This window comes from Burkholderia sp. FL-7-2-10-S1-D7 (assembly GCF_001524185.1).
Lineage (GTDB): Bacteria > Pseudomonadota > Gammaproteobacteria > Burkholderiales > Burkholderiaceae > Burkholderia > Burkholderia diffusa.
On the sequence record NZ_LOWY01000015.1, the window covers coordinates 162,982 to 180,225 of the forward strand.

General features: G+C 68.2%; 13 protein-coding genes. 3 read left to right on the top strand and 10 right to left on the bottom strand.

What is annotated here, in order from left to right:
* Positions 1–47 precede the first annotated feature (47 nt).
* From WS75_RS07405 to xylA, 5 genes are all read right to left on the bottom strand, one after another.
* Positions 48–1,247 (bottom strand): sugar ABC transporter permease, encoded by a 1,200-nt coding sequence (locus tag WS75_RS07405; RefSeq protein WP_059679891.1) that lies wholly within the window; start codon positions 1,245–1,247, stop codon positions 48–50.
* Entirely contained in the window at positions 1,244–2,803 is a 1,560-nt protein-coding gene (gene xylG, locus WS75_RS07410) for a D-xylose ABC transporter ATP-binding protein (protein WP_059679892.1), read from the bottom strand. Before xylG ends, WS75_RS07405 begins: the two co-directional genes overlap by 4 nt.
* Before the next feature lie 73 nt (positions 2,804–2,876).
* The gene (gene xylF, locus WS75_RS07415; protein ID WP_059679893.1) at positions 2,877–3,905 is read right to left on the bottom strand and encodes a D-xylose ABC transporter substrate-binding protein; all 1,029 of its coding nucleotides are present in this window, start codon (positions 3,903–3,905) and stop codon (positions 2,877–2,879) included.
* A 109-nt stretch (positions 3,906–4,014) separates the two neighbouring features.
* On the bottom strand, positions 4,015–5,493 hold the full coding sequence (gene xylB / locus WS75_RS07420) for a xylulokinase (protein ID WP_059679894.1): 1,479 nt from the start codon (positions 5,491–5,493) through the stop codon (positions 4,015–4,017).
* A 4-nt stretch (positions 5,494–5,497) separates the two neighbouring features.
* The gene (xylA, locus tag WS75_RS07425; RefSeq protein ID WP_059679895.1) at positions 5,498–6,820 is read right to left on the bottom strand and encodes a xylose isomerase; all 1,323 of its coding nucleotides are present in this window, start codon (positions 6,818–6,820) and stop codon (positions 5,498–5,500) included.
* Between the two features lie 266 nt (positions 6,821–7,086).
* Between xylA and WS75_RS07430 the strand changes: the two genes are divergently transcribed.
* From WS75_RS07430 to WS75_RS07440, 3 genes are all read left to right on the top strand, one after another.
* Positions 7,087–8,280: a XylR family transcriptional regulator gene (locus tag WS75_RS07430; protein ID WP_059679896.1), complete on the top strand. Its 1,194-nt coding sequence runs from the start codon at positions 7,087–7,089 to the stop codon at positions 8,278–8,280.
* 27 nt (positions 8,281–8,307) lie between these two features.
* Positions 8,308–9,396, top strand: coding sequence for an aldose epimerase family protein (locus WS75_RS07435; protein ID WP_059679897.1), 1,089 nt, complete (start codon positions 8,308–8,310; stop codon positions 9,394–9,396).
* 170 nt (positions 9,397–9,566) lie between these two features.
* Positions 9,567–10,727, top strand: coding sequence for a glycoside hydrolase family 53 protein (locus WS75_RS07440; RefSeq protein WP_059679976.1), 1,161 nt, complete (start codon positions 9,567–9,569; stop codon positions 10,725–10,727).
* Positions 10,728–10,771: 44 nt separating this feature from the next.
* Here the strand turns inward: WS75_RS07440 and WS75_RS07445 are convergent, their stop codons facing one another.
* The 5 genes from WS75_RS07445 to WS75_RS07465 form a co-directional block, all read right to left on the bottom strand.
* Positions 10,772–12,067, bottom strand: coding sequence for a sugar efflux transporter (locus WS75_RS07445; protein WP_059679898.1), 1,296 nt, complete (start codon positions 12,065–12,067; stop codon positions 10,772–10,774).
* 4 nt (positions 12,068–12,071) lie between these two features.
* Positions 12,072–14,042 carry a beta-galactosidase gene (locus tag WS75_RS07450; protein ID WP_059679899.1) on the bottom strand — a complete coding sequence of 657 codons (1,971 nt, stop codon included), beginning with the start codon at positions 14,040–14,042 and terminating at the stop codon, positions 12,072–12,074.
* Between the two features lie 36 nt (positions 14,043–14,078).
* Positions 14,079–14,930: a carbohydrate ABC transporter permease gene (locus tag WS75_RS07455; protein WP_059679900.1), complete on the bottom strand. Its 852-nt coding sequence runs from the start codon at positions 14,928–14,930 to the stop codon at positions 14,079–14,081.
* An 11-nt stretch (positions 14,931–14,941) separates the two neighbouring features.
* A complete protein-coding gene (locus WS75_RS07460) occupies positions 14,942–15,859 on the bottom strand; it encodes a carbohydrate ABC transporter permease (protein WP_059679901.1) in 918 nt (305 codons plus the stop codon).
* A gap of 97 nt (positions 15,860–15,956) precedes the next feature.
* On the bottom strand, positions 15,957–17,195 hold the full coding sequence (locus tag WS75_RS07465) for an ABC transporter substrate-binding protein (RefSeq protein WP_059679902.1): 1,239 nt from the start codon (positions 17,193–17,195) through the stop codon (positions 15,957–15,959).
* Positions 17,196–17,244 lie beyond the last annotated feature (49 nt).

Here is a 17,244-nt window from a genome sequence, read left to right on the forward strand (position 1 = left end):
CCGCTGCCCGGCGCCCGCGCAAGCGGCGATCGCGCCCGCGCCGCCCGTCACCGCCGGTTCGAACGCGACACCACGTCGATCCACACGGCCAGCACCAACACCCCGCCCTTGACGATCATCTGCCAGTACGCGTCGACGTCGAGCATCGACATCCCGTTGTCGAGGCTCGCCATCACGAGTGCGCCGATCAGCGCCCCATAAACGGTGCCCGACCCGCCGCGCATCGACGTGCCGCCGATGAAGCACGCGGCGATCGCGTCGAGCTCGCCCATCGTGCCGGCCGACGGCGAGCCGGCCGCGAGCCGCGCGGTATTGACGATGCCCGCGAACGCGCACATCAGCCCCATCAGCGCGAAGATCGCGAGCTTCACACGATCGGTGTCGACGCCCGACAGCCGCGTCGCTTCCAGGTTCGAACCCACCGCATAGATGCGCCGGCCGAACACGGTCTGCGTCGCGATCCACGAGAACGCGCCGAGCAGCGCGAGCAGCAGCAGCACGGGCACGGGAATGCCGCCGTAACGATCGAGCGTCGCGACGAACGCGAACAGCACGGCCCCGGCACCGACGACTTTCGCGACGTCCTGCCACAGCGGCGCGACCGCGAGCCGATAGCGGTGCCGCGTACCGCGCTGCCGGATCACCAGCAGCGCGACGAGCGCGAACAGCAGCACCGCGAGCCCGTCGCCGGCCGCGCGCGGCAGATAGCCCTGCCCGATGAACACGAAGCCGTCGGACACCGGCGCGATCGTCGAGCCGCCCGTCACGCCGAGGAGGATGCCGCGAAACGCGAGCATCCCGCCCAGCCCGACAATGAACGACGGCACGCGCCGGTAGGTCGACCACCAGCCGTTGAACAATCCGACCAGCACGCCGAGCGCGAGCACGGCCGGCACCGTCGCGGCCACGGGCCAGTGGCGATTGACGTCGAGGATCGCCGCGACACCGCCGAGCAGCCCGAGCAGCGATCCGACCGACAGGTCGATCTCGCCCGCGATGATCACGAACACCATGCCGCACGCGAGCATCCCGGTGATCGACATCTGCCGCAGCAGGTTCGACACGTTGCGCGGCGTGACGAACGCACCGTCGGTCAGCACCGAGAAGAACACCCAGATCGCGGCGACCGCGAACAGCAGCGCGAGCACCTTGTAGCGCACGAAGATCTGGCGCAGCGGATGGCCGTGCGTGCGGCGCGCGTCGGCGTCCGGCGGCACGGCGGTGGAGGAAGACAGTTCGGTATTCATTGGGCACTCGCTGCAATGGGTTCGGCCGGCTGCCGCGCGGATTTCAGCGCGGCGCCGAGGATCTGTTCCTGCGTGAGACCGTCATTGACGAAATCACCGCGCAGCTCGCCTTCGCCGATCACGAGCACACGATCGGCGAGCCCGAGCACTTCCGGCAGCTCGGACGACACGACGATCAGCGCGACGCCGCGTTTCGCGAGCGCAAAGATCAGCCGGTAGATTTCCGCCTTCGCGCCGACGTCGACGCCGCGCGTCGGCTCGTCGAGGATCAGCACCTGCGGATCGGCCAGCAGCATCCTCGCGAGCACGGCCTTCTGCTGGTTGCCGCCGGACAGGCTCGCGATCGGCAGGAACGGATGCGCGGCGCGCACCGACAGCCGCTGCATCTCGGTGCGGATCGCGTCGAGTTCGGCGGCCGCATCGATCCGCCCACGCACGGCGAACCGGCGCAGCACCGACAGCGTGATGTTGTGACCGACGCCGAGCTGCGGCACGATCCCGTGACGCTTGCGGTCCTCGGGCACCATCGCGATGCCCGCGCGAATCGCATCGGCCGGCGAGCGGATCGCGAGCGGCCGGCCGTTCATCCGCAAGGTCGCCGTGCTCGCGCCCGGATACGCGCCGAAGATCGCCTGCATCAGCTCGGTGCGGCCGGCTCCGACAAGCCCCGCGACGCCGAGGATCTCGCCGCGCCGCACGCTGAACGACACGTCGTCGACGCGCTTGCGGCGCGGGTTCGCCACGTCGTGACAGGTCACGTTGCGCGCGTCCAGCACGACGTCGCCGATCTCGTGCGGCTCGCGCGGATACAGGTTGCGGATCTCGCGGCCAACCATCATCGCGATGATCCGGTGTGTGGTCATTCCGCGCATCGGCTCGGTCGCGACGTGGCGGCCGTCGCGGATCACGGTCACGGTGTCGCACACCGCGTCGACTTCGTCGAGCTTGTGCGAGATGTACACGCACGCGACGCCGCGCCGCTTCAGGTCGCGCACGATGTCGAGCAGGATGCGCGTCTCGGCGGCACTCAGCGACGACGACGGCTCGTCGAGGATCAGCAGCTTCGCGCGCTTGTTCAGCGCCTTCGCGATCTCGATCAGCTGCTGGTGGCCGCCGCCGTAATTCATCACCGGCTGCGCGACGTTGATCGCGTCGATCCGCAGCTCGCGCAGCAGCGCCTCGGAACGCCGCACCATCTCCGCGTAGTGCATGCGCCCGCCGGGCAGCGTGATCTCGTTGCCGAGGAAGATGTTCTCGGCGACCGACAGCTCGGGCACCAGCATCAGTTCCTGGTGGATGATCACGATGCCCGCGCGTTCGGTGTCGCGCACGCCGGACGCGACGAGCGGCGCGCCTTCCCAGCGGATCTCGCCATCCCACGTGCCGTGCGGGTAGACGCCCGACAGCACCTTCATCAGCGTCGACTTGCCGGCGCCGTTCTCGCCGCACAGCCCAACGCACTCGCCGGGGCGCACGGTCAGATCGATTCCGTCGAGCGCCTTCACGCCATCGAATGCCTTGACGATGCCGCGCATCGTCAGCAAGGGTTCGGTCATACGTTCATTGCCTCGCAGTGAGCACGCGGCCGGCCGCACCTGGCCGGCCACATGCATCCTGCCCGTCGTGCCGTCATTGGCTCGCGAGCTGGGCCTGGGTATAGAAGCCGTCCTTCACGACGACGTGGACATTGCGCTTGGTCAGCACCGTGGGCTGCAGCAGCACCGTGTCGACCTTCTTCTTCCCGTTGTCGTACTGCGCGTTGAACGCGGGCTTCGTGCCCTTCGCAAGATCGACCGCAAGCTTCGCGGCTTCGCTCGCGATCAGCTTCAGCGGCTTGTAGACGGTCATCGTCTGCGTGCCGGCGATCACGCGCCTGACCGCCGCGAGGTCCGCATCCTGCCCGGACACCGGCACCTTGCCGGCCAGGTGCTGCGCGGCGAGCGCCTGGATCGCGCCGCCCGCGGTGCCGTCGTTCGACGCGACGATCGCGTCGATCCGGTTGTTGTTCGCGGTGAGCGCATCCTCGACGATGCGCAGTGCGGTCGATGCGCTCCATTCCGGCACCCACTGCTGGCCGACGACCTTGATGTCGCCGCGATCGATCGCCGGCTTCAGCACCTTCAACTGGCCCTCGCGCAGCATCTTCGCGTTGTTGTCGGTCGGCGCGCCGCCGAGCAGGAAATAGTTACCCTTCGGCTTCGCGTCGAACACGCCCTTCGCCTGCAGTTCGCCAACCTTCTCGTTGTCGAACGAGATGTACGCGTCGACGTCCGCATCGAGGATCAGACGGTCGTACGACACGACCTTGATGCCGGCCTTCCTCGCTTCGGCGACGACGTTGCCGAGCGTCTTCGAATTGAACGGGACGATCACGATCACGTCGACGCCGCGCGAAATCAGGTTCTCTATCTGCGAAATCTGTCGCTCCTCGCTCGCGTCGGCCGACTGCACCGACACCTTCGCGCCGAGCTTCGTCGCGGCCGCGACGAAATAATCGCGATCGCGCGACCAGCGCTCGACGCGCAGGTCGTCGATGCAGAAGCCGATCTCGGGCTTGTCCTTGCTCGCATGCGCGAGCGGAGCGCCGAGCGCGAAGAGCGCCAGCGCTGCGGCGCCTGCAAGGGAACTCAATACGGTACGGCGCGTCACGGATTTCATGTCTCCACTCCTTGTTATTGGACAACCTCACGAACACCGGGCGGCCGCGGGAATGCGCCGCCCGCATCGAGTCACTGCAAAGCACGGGATCGCACTGGCGAAGCGCCGCTCACGCGCCCGTCGCAAACACCGGTTCGAGCGCGCCGTAAAGCGCGCGAAACGTCGGCCGCCGCGCATCGCGATACCACGCGTGTCGCGCGGGATCAGGCTCGCGCACCGCGACGACCGGCGGCTGCGGGCACACCTCGTCGAGCGACGCATCCGGTTCGAGCGCGAGATGCGCGAGCCGTGCGGCACCGAGCGCCGGGCCGACCTCGCCGCCCGCGCGCAGCGTCAGCGCACGTCCGCTCAGGTCGGCGAGCATCTGCGTCCAGTACGCGCTGCGCGAGCCGCCGCCGATCACCGTGATGCCGTCGGGCGCCAGTCCGGCCGCATGCAGCGCATCGATGCCGTCGAGCAACGCGAAGCCGACGCCTTCGAGCGTGGCGTTCGCGAGATCCGCGCGCTGCGTATCGGGCGTGAGCCCGTAGAACACGCCCTTCGCATTCACGTCGTTGTGCGGCGTGCGCTCGCCGCTCAGGTAAGGCAGAAACCACGGGCGGCTGGCGCGCGCGTTCGCCTCGGCATCGGCGAGCAGCGCCGCGACGCCGTCGTAACCGGCTAGTTGCGCGGTGAAGTCGATGCAGCCGGCCGCGTTCAGCATCACCGACATCAAATGCCATGTATCGGGCAGCGCGTGGCAAAAGCTGTGCACCGCCGAATCGGGGTTCGCGCGAAACCCGTCCGACACCGCGAAATAGACACCCGACGTGCCGAGCGACAGCAACGCGTCGCCGGGCCGCACGATCCCGACGCCCACCGCGCCGGCCGCGTTGTCGCCGCCGCCGGCCACCACCGGAATCTCGCGCAGCCCGAGCGTTCGCGCGACGCTCGGCAGCAGCGTGCCCGTTACGCCGTTGCCCTCGAACACCGCCGGCATCTGCGCGCGCGACAGCCCGCACGCGGCGAGCAGCGTGTCGTCGTAGTCGCGCTTCGCGACGTCGAGCCAGAGCGTACCGGCGGCATCCGACGGATCGGTCGCGAACGCGCCGGTCAGCCGGTAGCGCAGGTAATCCTTCGGCAACAGCACGTGTGCTATGCGCGCGAACACGTCGGGTTCGTGGCGGCGCACCCACAGCAGCTTCGGCGCGGTGAAGCCCGGCATCGCGACGTTGCCTGTCACAGCACGCAGCGCGGGTGCGAGCCGCTCGAGTTCCGCGCACTCCGCATCCGCGCGGCCGTCGTTCCACAGAATCGCGGGGCGCAGCACGTCGCCGTGCGCATCGAGCAGCGTCGCGCCGTGCATCTGCCCGGTCAGTCCCAGCGCGTCGATGGCGCGCGGATCGATGCCGCTCGCGCGTGCCTCATCGACGAGCGCGGCCAGTGCGCCGCACGCGGCGTCCCACCAGTCGCGCGGCGCCTGTTCGGACCAGCGCGGCCGCGGCCGGCTCACCGTGAGCGGGCGACTCGCGCTCGCCCGCACCGCGCCGTCGCGGTCGAGCAGCACCGCTTTCACGCCCGACGTACCGAGATCGAGTCCGATATACATGGCGTCAGCGCAGTCCGTAGATCGCCTGGTTCACGATGTTCTCCAGCCGCTCCTGCGCGCCGCTCGCATGCCGCGGGTCCACGCCGCGCGCGAGCGCGTCGTCCGCGAGCGACTGCAGCGTATAGCCGCCCGCCAGGATCTTGCGGCCGAACGCGTCGTCCCACTGCGCGTAGCGCTGCCGGCGCAGCGCATCGAGCCGGTCGTTCTCGACCAGTACGGCCGCACGTTCGAGCGCGAGCGCGAGCACGTCGATCGCGCCGACGTGGCCGTAGAACAGGTCTTCCGGATCGATGCTCTGGCGCCGCACCTTCGCGTCGAAGTTCATCCCGCCGGTCGTGAAGCCGCCGTGGCGCAGGATCTCGTAGAACGCAAGCGTCAGTTCCTCGACGCTGTTCGGGAACTGGTCGGTGTCCCAGCCGTTCTGCGGATCGCCGCGGTTCGCGTCGACGCTGCCGAACACGCCGAGTGCGAACGCGTTCGCGATCTCGTGATGAAACGAGTGGCCGGCGAGCGTCGCGTGGTTTGCCTCGATGTTCACGCGAATCTCGTTCTGCAGTCCGTACTGCACCAGAAATCCGTGCACGGTCGCGACGTCGTAGTCGTACTGGTGCTTGGTCGGCTCCTGCGGTTTCGGCTCGATCAACAGCGCACCCTTGAAGCCGATCCGATGCTTGTGCTCGACGACCATCGACAGAAAACGCGCGAACTGCTCGCGCTCGCGCTTCAGGTCGGTATTGAGCAGCGTCTCGTACCCTTCGCGGCCGCCCCACAGCACGTAGTTCTCGCCGCCGAGCCGGTGCGTCGCGTCGAGCGCATGGCACACCTGGGTCGCGGCCCATGCGAACACGTCGGGGTTCGGATTCGTCGCGGCGCCCGCCGCGAAGCGCGGGTGCGAGAACAGGTTCGCCGTGCCCCACAGCAGCCGCACGCCGCTCGCCTGCTGGCGCTCGCCGAGATAGTCGACCATCCGCGCGAAATTGGCCGCGTACTCGCGCAGGCTGTCGCCCTCCGGGGCGACGTCGGTGTCGTGGAACGTATAGAAAGGCGTGCCGAGCTTCGTGAAGAACTCGAACGCCGCATCGGCCTTCATGCGCGCACGTTCGAGCGCGTCGCCAGGCTGCTGCCACGGCCGCTGGAACGTGCCCTGCCCGAAGATGTCGTGTCCCGGCCAGACGAACGTGTGCCAGTAGCACACGGCAATCCGCAGATGCTCGGCGAGTGTCTTGCCGAGCACGCGCTTCTCGGGGTCGTAATAGTGGTACGCCAGCGGGTTGTCCGACTGCGGACCTTCGTAGCGAATCGCGGGAATGTGTTCGAAATACGACATGGCGTCTCCGTGTTGGGTCTTGGTGCAGCGCAACGCGCGTCGCGACGACGACACACGCGGCCGAATCCGGTTGGCTGGATCGTGCCCGCGCGCCTGCCGGCCGGCAATTGCGAAATTGCGCAACACGCTTAACGTTTCTTGCCAGCCGCTGCGCGCGGCGTGCGTTCCGTCCTACAATCGCCGGACACCAGAGAACCGCGCGGCACCGCCCGCGCGCCCCGGAGACAACGGCGAGACGCCCGAGCGGCGCCCGCCCCGAGACCGACATGACCCGTGCCTCTTCCGCCCAGACACCGCATCGCATCGCGCTGCTGTTCAACGCGAACAAGGTCTACGACCGCGAGATCATCAGCGGCATCGGCCAGTACCTGCACACGACGCGCGTCGTGTGGGACCTGTTCCTCGAAGACGACTTCCGCTGCCGGCTCGCCGGCATCGAACGCTTCGACGGCGACGGCATCATCGCGGACTTCGACGATCCGGCCGTCGCCGACGCGCTCGCCGGCTCGCCGCTGCCCATCGTCGCGGTCGGCTCGTCGTACGAGGATCCCGCGCAGTACCCGGACGGCGTCCCATATATTGCGACGGACAACCCGAAGCTCGTGTCGCTCGCCTACACGCACCTGATCGGCGCGGGGCTCGCGCATTTCGCGATGTACAGCCTGCCGGTCGCGCAGGAGAACCGCTGGGCGCAGCAGCGTGAGCTCGCGTTCGACCGGCTCGCGCGCGCGGACGGGCTCGACGCGCCGATCTACCGCGGCGTGTCGACGAGTGCATCGGGCTGGAATCACGCGATCGAGCAGTTGATCGGCTGGCTGCATGCGCTGCCGAAGCCCGTCGGCGTGATCGCGGTCACGGATGCGCGCGCGCGGCATCTGCTGCAGGCGTGCCTGCTCGCCGGCATCGCGGTGCCGGAACAGGTCGCGATCATCGGCATCGACAACGATCCGCTCACGCGCACGCTGACGCGCATTCCGTTGTCGTCGGTGATCCAGGGCACCGAGGAAATGGGCCGCACCGCCGCGCACCTGCTGCACCGGATGCTGCGCGGCGCCAGGTTTCCCGGGCAGCGCATCCTCGTGCCGCCGGTCGGCATCAACGTGCTCGAGTCGACGCGCCACCAGCCGCTCGCAAGCCCGCACGTGATGCGCGCGCGGCATTTCATCCGGCAGTACGCATGCCAGGGGATCAAGACCGAACAGGTCGCCGACTATGTCGGCGTGTCGCGCTCGCTGCTCGAAGAGCACTTCCGGCGCGAACTGCAGCGCACCGTGCACCAGGAAATCCTGCGTCACAAGCTCGAGGCCGCGCAGGCGCTGCTCGCGGGCCGCAATGCGTCGAGCGCGGAAGTCGCGATCCGTTGCGGCTTCACGTCGTTGCAATACATGTACGCGGTGTTCCGCCGCGAACTCGGCTGCACCCCGCGCGAATACCAGGAACGCGCGGCGGCGGCTCACTGAATTCACCGCCCACGAGCGAACCCACTCATGCATATCGATACCGACTCTTCCCGCCCGTCAGCCGATGTCGGCCGCATTCCGTCCGAGCCGTGGGGGGCGCTGCCCGGCGGCGATCCGGTGCGGCGCTACACGCTGCGCAACGCGCACGGCATGCGCGTCGTCATCAGCGATCTCGGCGCGACCGTCGTGTCGTGGCTCGCCCCCGACCGCACCGGGCGCTTCGCCGATATCGTGCTGGCGCACGACACGCCGGCCGAGTACCTCGAATCGGGTGCGTACCTTGGCGCGACGGTCGGCCGCTGGGCGAACCGGATCGCGAATGCGCGCTTCACGCTCGACGGCATCGACTACACGCTTGACCGCAACGAGAACGGCAACCTGCTGCACGGCGGCGCGAGCGGCTTTCACCGTGCGCGCTGGGACGTGGTCGACGACCGTGGCGGACTGACGCTGCGGCTCGATTCGCCGGAAGGCGATGCGGGCTTCCCCGGCAACGTGAGCGTGCAGGTGCGCTACATGCTCGACGACGACGGCACGCTGACGATCGACTATGCAGGCGTGACCGACGCGCCGACGCCGCTGAACCTGACGAATCACAGCTACTTCAACCTGAGCGGACGCGCGGGCAGCGACGTGCGCGGCCACCTGCTGCAGATCCACGCCGACGCGTTCGTCGAAGTGGACGATGCACTGATCCCGACCGGCACCGCCGACGTGACGGGCAGCGCATTCGATTTCCGGCAGAGCGCGCCGATCGGCGCGCGCCTCGACTGGCCGCATGCGCAGCTCACGCGCGGGCGTGGGTTCGACCACTGCTACGTGCTGCGCGACCATGGGCGCAACGTGCGGCCCGTCGCATCGATCTACGATCCGGAAAGCGGTCGGGAGCTTGTCGTGTCGACGGATCAGCGCGGGTTGCAGCTCTATACGGGCAATTATCTGGATGGCGTGCGCGTGGGCGGCGGCATGCCGTGTGTGCGACATGCGGCACTGTGCGTCGAAGCCGGGTTCTATCCGAACCAGGTCAACATGGACGCGTTACGCGACGAAACCATCCTTCATCCGGGCAACCCCTATCGCCAGACGACCCGGTATCGGGTCGGGGTGCGCGGGTAGCGGACATGCCGGTCGCCAGATAGTAAGCAACGCACGCGTTCTTTGCATCGGCATCGGCGGCTGCGCTACGCTCGATCCGGCCTCGCATCGAGGCTGAAATTTAAGCGCTTAAACCTATGAAGCCCGCGATCGCGCAATCGATCGACCGGGCCCGATACTGGAGGATGACGATGAACAGACGATCGATGTTGCGCTGGAGTGTCTCGACCGCGGCGCTCGCATGCGTCGACCTGGCCGGCGCGCTGCCGGCCGTCGCGCAAGGCGCCGCGCGCGCGGCAGGTGGCATCCCGTTCGCGATGGGCGCCGACGTGTCGACGCTGCCGGAGCTCGAGGCGCACGGCGCGCAGTATTTCGACCGCGGCCGCGCGACCGACTGCCTGAAGATCCTGCACGCGCACGGCGTCGATTCGATCCGCATCAAGGTATGGAACGATCCCGGCAATCCGGCATTCTTCCCGGCCAACCAGAGTGATGCGGCCGGCTACAACAACGCGGCCCATGTCGTCGCACTCGCGAAGCGCGCGGCCGCGCTCGGGATGCGTATCCTGATCGATTTCCACTACAGCGACTGGTGGGCCGACCCCGGCAAGCAATACCCGCCGCATGCGTGGGCCGGCAAGAATCTCGCCGACACGTGCGCGCTGCTGTCGGCCTATACGACCGACGTGCTGCGCCAACTGCAGCGCGCCGGCGTGCGGCCGGAGTGGGTGCAGATCGGCAACGAAATCACGGGCGGCATGCTGTGGCCGCTCGGCCGCTACGACCAGTGGGACAACCTCGCGCAGCTGCTGAAGACGGGCCGCGATGCGGTGAAGGCCCTCGATCCGCGCATCAAGGTGATGCTGCACGTCGACAGCGGCGGCGACAACGCGAAAAGCCGCTGGTGGTTCGACAGCGCGACGCAGCGCGGTGTCATGTTCGACGTGATCGGCCTGTCGTACTACCCTCAATGGCAAGGCTCGCTCGACGACCTGCGCAACAACGCGAACGACCTCGCGGTGCGATACGACAAGGAACTGATCGTCGTCGAAACCGCGTATCCGTGGACCACCAGCGACGGCGACTCGGAACCGAACGCGATGACGAACACCGGCTCGACCGCGTTCCCGCCGTCGCCGGCCGGCCAGGCGCAATTCCTCGCCGCGGTCGTCGATATCGTGAAGGGCGTGCCGGGCAATCGCGGCAAGGGCGTGTTCTGGTGGGAACCGGAATGGATCCCGACGCCGGGTGTCGGCTGGAAGCTCGGCGCCGGCGATCAATGGGACAACAACACGTTGTTCGACTTCCACGGCAACGCGCTGTCGTCTCTCGACGCGTATCGCCAGCGCTGACGCCTTCGCGTCGTCACCGCATCACCGCACCGACGCATCCCGCGTCAGTGCGGTGCATCGAAGCGGCCTCGGGCAGATGCCGTCGCGCCGCCTGCGCCACGCGCACCGCCCCGTTCGCCGTGCGCGTCCCGGGCGAGCAACGCGAATGCGACGAGCGCGAGCACGCAGCACCCCGCGCACGTCGCGCGATAACCGAACAGATCGACGCACGCGCCCGACAGCACGCCCGATGCGATCGAGCCGACGCGCGCGGTGCTGAAGAACATCGCGGTCGCGGTGCCGGGACGCGTCGGCATCAGGTCGCACACGCGCGTCATGCCGAGGCATGACGTAATCGCGACCACGCAAGCGCTCAGCAGTTGTAGCGGCAGGATCATGTCCACCCTCGTCACCGCCGCGAGTCCGATGAAATACGCCGCATGCACGGCCGCACACGCGGTCAGCCAGCGCGCCTTGTCGAGCCGCGTCGACCGGATGCCGAGCCAAAGCATCATCGGGATCTCGAGCAACGCGGCGAGACCCAGCGCGGCCGACACGTTGCCCGGCGATCCGCCGAGCCCGCGCACGATGTACAGCGGCAGCACGATCATCGTCGCGTTCGCCGCGAGCCCCATCAGCGTGAGCGCGACGAGGGTGCGACGCACGCTTGCGCGCGGTGCGACGACGATCTCCGCCGGTGCCACGTCGGGCGGCGGCGCGGCATGGTCCACTGCGCGCACATGAGCCGCCGACCGCCGCACGGGCTCCGGAATCCGCGCGACGATCGCCGCGCATGCGACGAAGCCCACTGAAGCGGCGAGAAAAAGCCCGACGAAACCCGTCTGCGCGAGGATCAGCGCGCCGAGCGCGGGACCGAACACCCATGCAACCGACAGCATCGTGCGCAGCGCCGCCGACGCGAGATCGCGCTGCGCATCGTCGGCGACCGGCAGCACCGCGCGCGCGAACGCGAAGATCTGCGACAACGACACGGCCCCCGCACCGAGCAGGATCGTGCCGGCCGCGATCACCGGCCCGTGCGCGCGCAGCACGCATAGCAGCGCGAAACCGAGCGCGGCCGCCGCGAGCGAAACGACGAGCAACGGCCTGTGCCGGTCGCAGCGATCCGACCAGCGCCCGGCCCACGTGCTCGCGACGACACCGCTCGCCGCGATCAGCGTCATGAAGATGCCCGCGAGAAACGGCGACATCCCCGCCGCCTCCACGCCGAACAGCGACAGGTACGGCGCCGTAAAGGACATCGCGACGCCGAGCATCAGCGCGGCGGCGGACAGCGGCAAGAAATGCGCGATCCCGGCGAGGCGAGCGAAATGCGACCGTAGCGACCGCGGCGACTGCATCGCGTCAGTCCGGCTCGACCCATGCGGCGACGTCGACCGCGCCGAGTTCGGGGCCGCCGAGCACGAAGCGCGCACTGTCCGGCGCCGGCAGCGTGCATGGCGCGTCGCCGTAATTGAGCGCGAACACGAGGCGCCCGCGCCGGCGCAAGCGCACGCCATCCGGCAACGCGCGGACCGGCAGTCCGGCGTCGCGCGCGCAGCGGGCGACGATCGCACGCAACAGCGCGCGGTCGAAGCAGGCGGTTGCCATCATCACCCGGCCGCGCCGCACGAGCGCGGGCACGCCGTCGTCGCAGGCAGCAAGCACGTCGATGCCGGTCGCCGATTCCATATCGACGTGATCGCGCCATTTCAGCGCATGGCCATCGACGCCGTCGAACGCGACGCGCGGCGCGAGCGACGGCCGCAGCGACTCGACCTGGCCGATTCGCACCGGCAGCACGTCGCGCAGCTTGCCGGGTGCGAGGCCCGGCGCGATTGCGAATTCCGCCGTGCGCGAGCCCGTGCGAGGCCCGAACAGCCAGTGCGCGTCTCCGCACGCCGCCTGCTCGACGACACGATCCGGCACAACCGGCAGCGTCGGCGCGACGACGAGTGCATAACGCGACACGTCGGCATCGGCCGCGACGATGTCGACGTCGAGCCCCAGTTCGCGCAACGCGCGATACCAGTCGAACGCGTGCTGCTGATAGTCGAAGTCAACGCCGTGCGGCTGGATCCGGATCATCCAGTCGGCCGCGTAATCGAACAGCAGCGCGACGCGCGCGGGCTCAGGCGTGCCGGTGACGAGCCCGATATCCAGCGCGGCCAGTTCGCGCGCGACGCGCGCCACTTCGCGGCCGCCGGGCGACAACTGATCGTCCGGCGCATTCAGCCCCGAGTGCAGTTGCTCCTGCGCATGCGGATACTGTCGCCAGCGGAAATACGACACGAGTTCCGCGCCATGCGCGAACGCTTCCCACGTCCACAGCCGCACCGCGCCGGCATGCGGCACCGGGTTGTACGGCCCCCAGTTCACGGGCCCCGCCTGTTGCTCCATCACCCACATCCGCCCGTTGCCGACGCCGCGATACAGGTCGTGCGAGAACGCCGACACATCCGGGTGGCCAGTACGCGCCCAGCGTCGCTTGTCCGCTTCGTCGAGCGGCAGCACTTCGGTACGCGGCACCGGATAGCTGTCCCACGCGGCGACGTCGAGGCCGCCACGCGCGAACGCATGGTGATCGAACTCGGTAAAAAAGCCCATGAAGTTGTGCAGCACGTCGCGGCCGGGCGCGTGCGGACGGATCGCATCGACCTGCACGGCGTGGAACCGCGCGACCTCGTCCGACTGATAGCGGCGGAAGTCGAGCAGATGCGCGGGATTCGCATCGGTCGGCGTATGGCGCGGCAGTTCGATCTCGTCGAAACCGCGATACTCCATGCTCCAGAATACGTTGCCCCACGCGCGGTTCAGCGCGCCGATGTCGCCGTAGCGCGCCGCGAGCCACGCGCGAAAGCCTTCGAGCGCCGCGCGCGTATAGCTCGGCAGCGTGTTGTGACAGCCGAGCTCGTTGTCGGTCTGCCATGCGATGACCGCCGGATGCGCACCGTAGCGTCGCGCCATCGCGTCCGCGATGCGCACGCAGTGCTCGCGATACACGGGGCTCGCGATGTCGTAATGGCGGCGCGAACCGAACTGCCACACCGCGCCGTCCGCGCCGACGGGCAGGATCTCCGGATGGCGATCGACGAGCCACTTCGGCGGCGCGGCGGTCGGCGTGCCGAGCACGATCTTCAACTGCTGGCTGGCGAGCGTGTCGATCGCTTCGTCGAGCCACGCCCAGTCGTAGCGGCCCGGCTCCGGCTCCATCCGGCTCCACGCGAATTCGGCGATCCGCACGCGGGTCAGGCCCAGTTCGGCCATCCGTCGCGCATCGCGGGCCCATTGTTCGCGCGGCCAGTGTTCGGGGTAATAGCAAACGCCGAGGTGCATCGTGGGTTCCTTGCAGAAGAAAATGGATGTGACGGATCAGCCTTTCGTCGCGCCGAACGTGAGCCCCGCGACGAAGTGCTTCTGCATCGCGAAGAACATCAGCACCGACGGCAGCGCGGCGAGCACCGAGCCGGCCGACACGATGTTCCAGGCGGTCGTCCACTGCCCCTTGAGCGCGGCGACGCCGACCGTGATCGGCGCCGCGTCGTCGCCTTGCGTGAGGCACAGCGCCCAGAAGTAGTCGTTCCACACGAACGTGAACACGAGGATCGCGAGGGCGGCGAGCGCCGGCCGCACGAGCGGCAGCACGACGCGCCAGTAGATCGCCCACTCGGACGCGCCTTCGACGCGCGCGGCCTCGATCAGCTCGAACGGCAGCTCGCGGATGAAGTTGCGCAGGAACAGCGTGCAGAAGCCGGTCTGGAACGCGGTATGGAACAGCACGAGCGCCCACACGGTGTTGTAGAGGCCGACGCCGAGCATGATCTGCCGCACCGGGATCATCAGGATCTGGATCGGCACGAAGTTGCCGGCGACGAACAGCCCGAGCAGCACGAGATTGCCGCGGAACCGGTAGTTCGCGAGCGCGTGCCCCGCGAGCGACGCGAGCAGGATCGATGCGGCAACGGACGGCACCGTGATCAGGATGCTGTTCGAGAAGTAATGCAACATCGGCGTCTGCGTGAGCGCGGTGCCGTAGTTGTCGAGCAGCGCGAACTGCTTCGGCCAGTCCCAGTAGTGACCGGCCATGATCTCGTCGGTCGAGCGGACCGACGTGACGAGCACCGCGAGCAGCGGCACGAGCCACAGCGCGAGCGCGCACGGCAGCGACAACCGGTACAGCCAGCGGGCGGGACGTCCCCAGCGGGACACGGGCATCGGATACATTTTCGTGATCCTTATGATTCGACGCGCACCAGCTTGCGTAGCTGCCACACGATATAGACGAGCATGATCGCGAACAGCACGACCGCGATCGCGGCCGAATAGCCTTCGCGGTAGTACTTGATCGCCTGGTCGACCATGAAGTACGCGAGCACGGTGGAACTGTCGAACGGGCCGCCGCCCGTCATCACGGAGATCAGATCGAAGCTGCGCAGCGCGCCGATCACGGTCAGCACCACCGCCATGAAGGTCGCGGGCCGCAACTGCGGCAGGATCACGTGCCACAGCAGCGTGAAGCCGCGCGCGCCCTCCATGCGCGCCGCCTCGACGATCTCGCCGTTGATGCCCGTGAGCCCGGTCAGGTAGAGGATCATGCAGAACGGAATCTGCGGCCACAGCGCGGCGGCGATCACGCCGAATGTCGCATAGCGCGGATCGCCGAGCACCGGGATCCCGTGCCCGACGATCAGCTTCAGCAGCCCGAACGTCGGGTCGTAGAACCACGAGAACACCAGGCCGACGACGACACCCGGCAACACGAACGGCGCGAAGAACAGCGACTTGACGAGCCGGATCCCGAACACGTTCTGGTTCAGGTACAGCGCGAGCGCAAGGCCGAGCGGCGGAGCGGCGAGGAACAGCACGAGCCACAGCACGTTGTTCTTCAGCGCGACGTAGAACGTATCGGACTGCAGCAGCTCGCGGTAGTTGTCGAGCCCCGCGTACGTCATCGGCGTCATCCCGTCCCAGTGATGGAAGCTCAGCCAGATGCTGCTGACGATCGGATACAGCACGAACACGGTGAAGAGCGCGAAACCCGGCAGCACGAACAGCAGGGCCGCGCGGTTGCGGCGGCGCGCCAGCGACGCACGCGCATGCCGCCGCGGGCCGGCTGCGCGGCGCGCGGTGCTTTCGGACAGGCTGGTTGACATGAGATGACCTTCGACGAGACGGATGTAACTGACGAAACGGACGCGACGGTGGCAACGACGCACCGGGCCGGCGTGGCCGGCCCGGCCGCGCGGCGCGTTACTTCCGGTAGATGCGCTTGCGGGTCTGCTCGAGGCGCTGCAGGATCGCATCGAGCTGCGTCGGGTCGGACAGGAACTGCTGCATCGCCTTCATCCCCTCGTCCGCCATTTCCTTCGTCATGTCGCGGTCGTAGAACTGCGCGATGCCGCCCTGCGTGGTCGCGAGCGTGCGAAAGCCGATCTTCGAGATCGGGTCCTGCGGCTCGGGCGCCTTGTTGTTCGACGGCAGTTGCCCCATCCCCTTCGCGAACTCACCGTTGACCGCCGGTTGCCCCATGAACGCGAGCAGGCGACGCGCATCCGCCTTGTTGCGCGCCTTCGCCGGCACGATCATCACGTTGACCGGGCCGTCCTCGGCAAGCGGCACCGATGCGTCGATCACCGGGAAGCGGAAGAAACTGATCGGGTTGCGCGTCGCGCTCAAGAGGCCCGCCGAATACCAGGTGCCCATCAGCGTCATCGCGGCCTGCCCGTTGACGATCAGCGGGCTCAGCGAATCGACGTCGTAGGACAATGCGTTGTCGATGAAATACTTGTCGTCGATCAGCTTCTTCCATGCCGCGTACACGGCCCGCACGCGCGGATCGGTATAGGCGACGTCGCCGGCCATCAGCTTCTGGTGGAATGCGTAGCCGTTGATCCGCAAGTCGAGGTAGTCGAACCACGCGGCCAGCGTCCACGCATCGCGCGCGGCCACCGCGATCGGCGCGATGCCGGCCGCCTTCAGCTTGCGGCACGCATCCAGAAACTGCGCCCAATCGGCCGGCTCCCCGTGAATGCCGGCCTTCTCGAACAGGTCCTTGCGGTAGAAGAGGCCATACGCGTCATAGCCGAGCGGCAAACTGTAAAGCTTGCCGCCGTAGGTCGACGACTGCTTGACGGCCGCATACGTGTCGTTCCAGCCGTTTTTCTGCCAGTCCGCGCTCAGGTCCTCGATCAACCCGCGCTTCGCGAAATACGCGAGCCGCTCGCCGTTGTTCCAGCTCAGCACGTCGGGCGGATCGGTCGCGAGCCAGCCGGACATCTGCACCTTGTACGCCTCCTCGCCGACGTAGCTGACCTTCAGGTCGACGTCCGGATTCGCCTTGTGGAACTGGTCGAACACGGCTTGCCACGTCGCGCGCTGGTTGCCGCGCGCGGCGACGTTCACCTTGAGCGTGCCCGCGTCGGCCGTCCCCGCGGCGAGCGCGGCAACAGTCGTCAGGGCAAGCAGCAGTCGGCTCGCACGAAGTTTCATCGTTGTCTCCTGGTATTGGTGTGATAGGTGCCGCGTCGCGCGCGGCGGG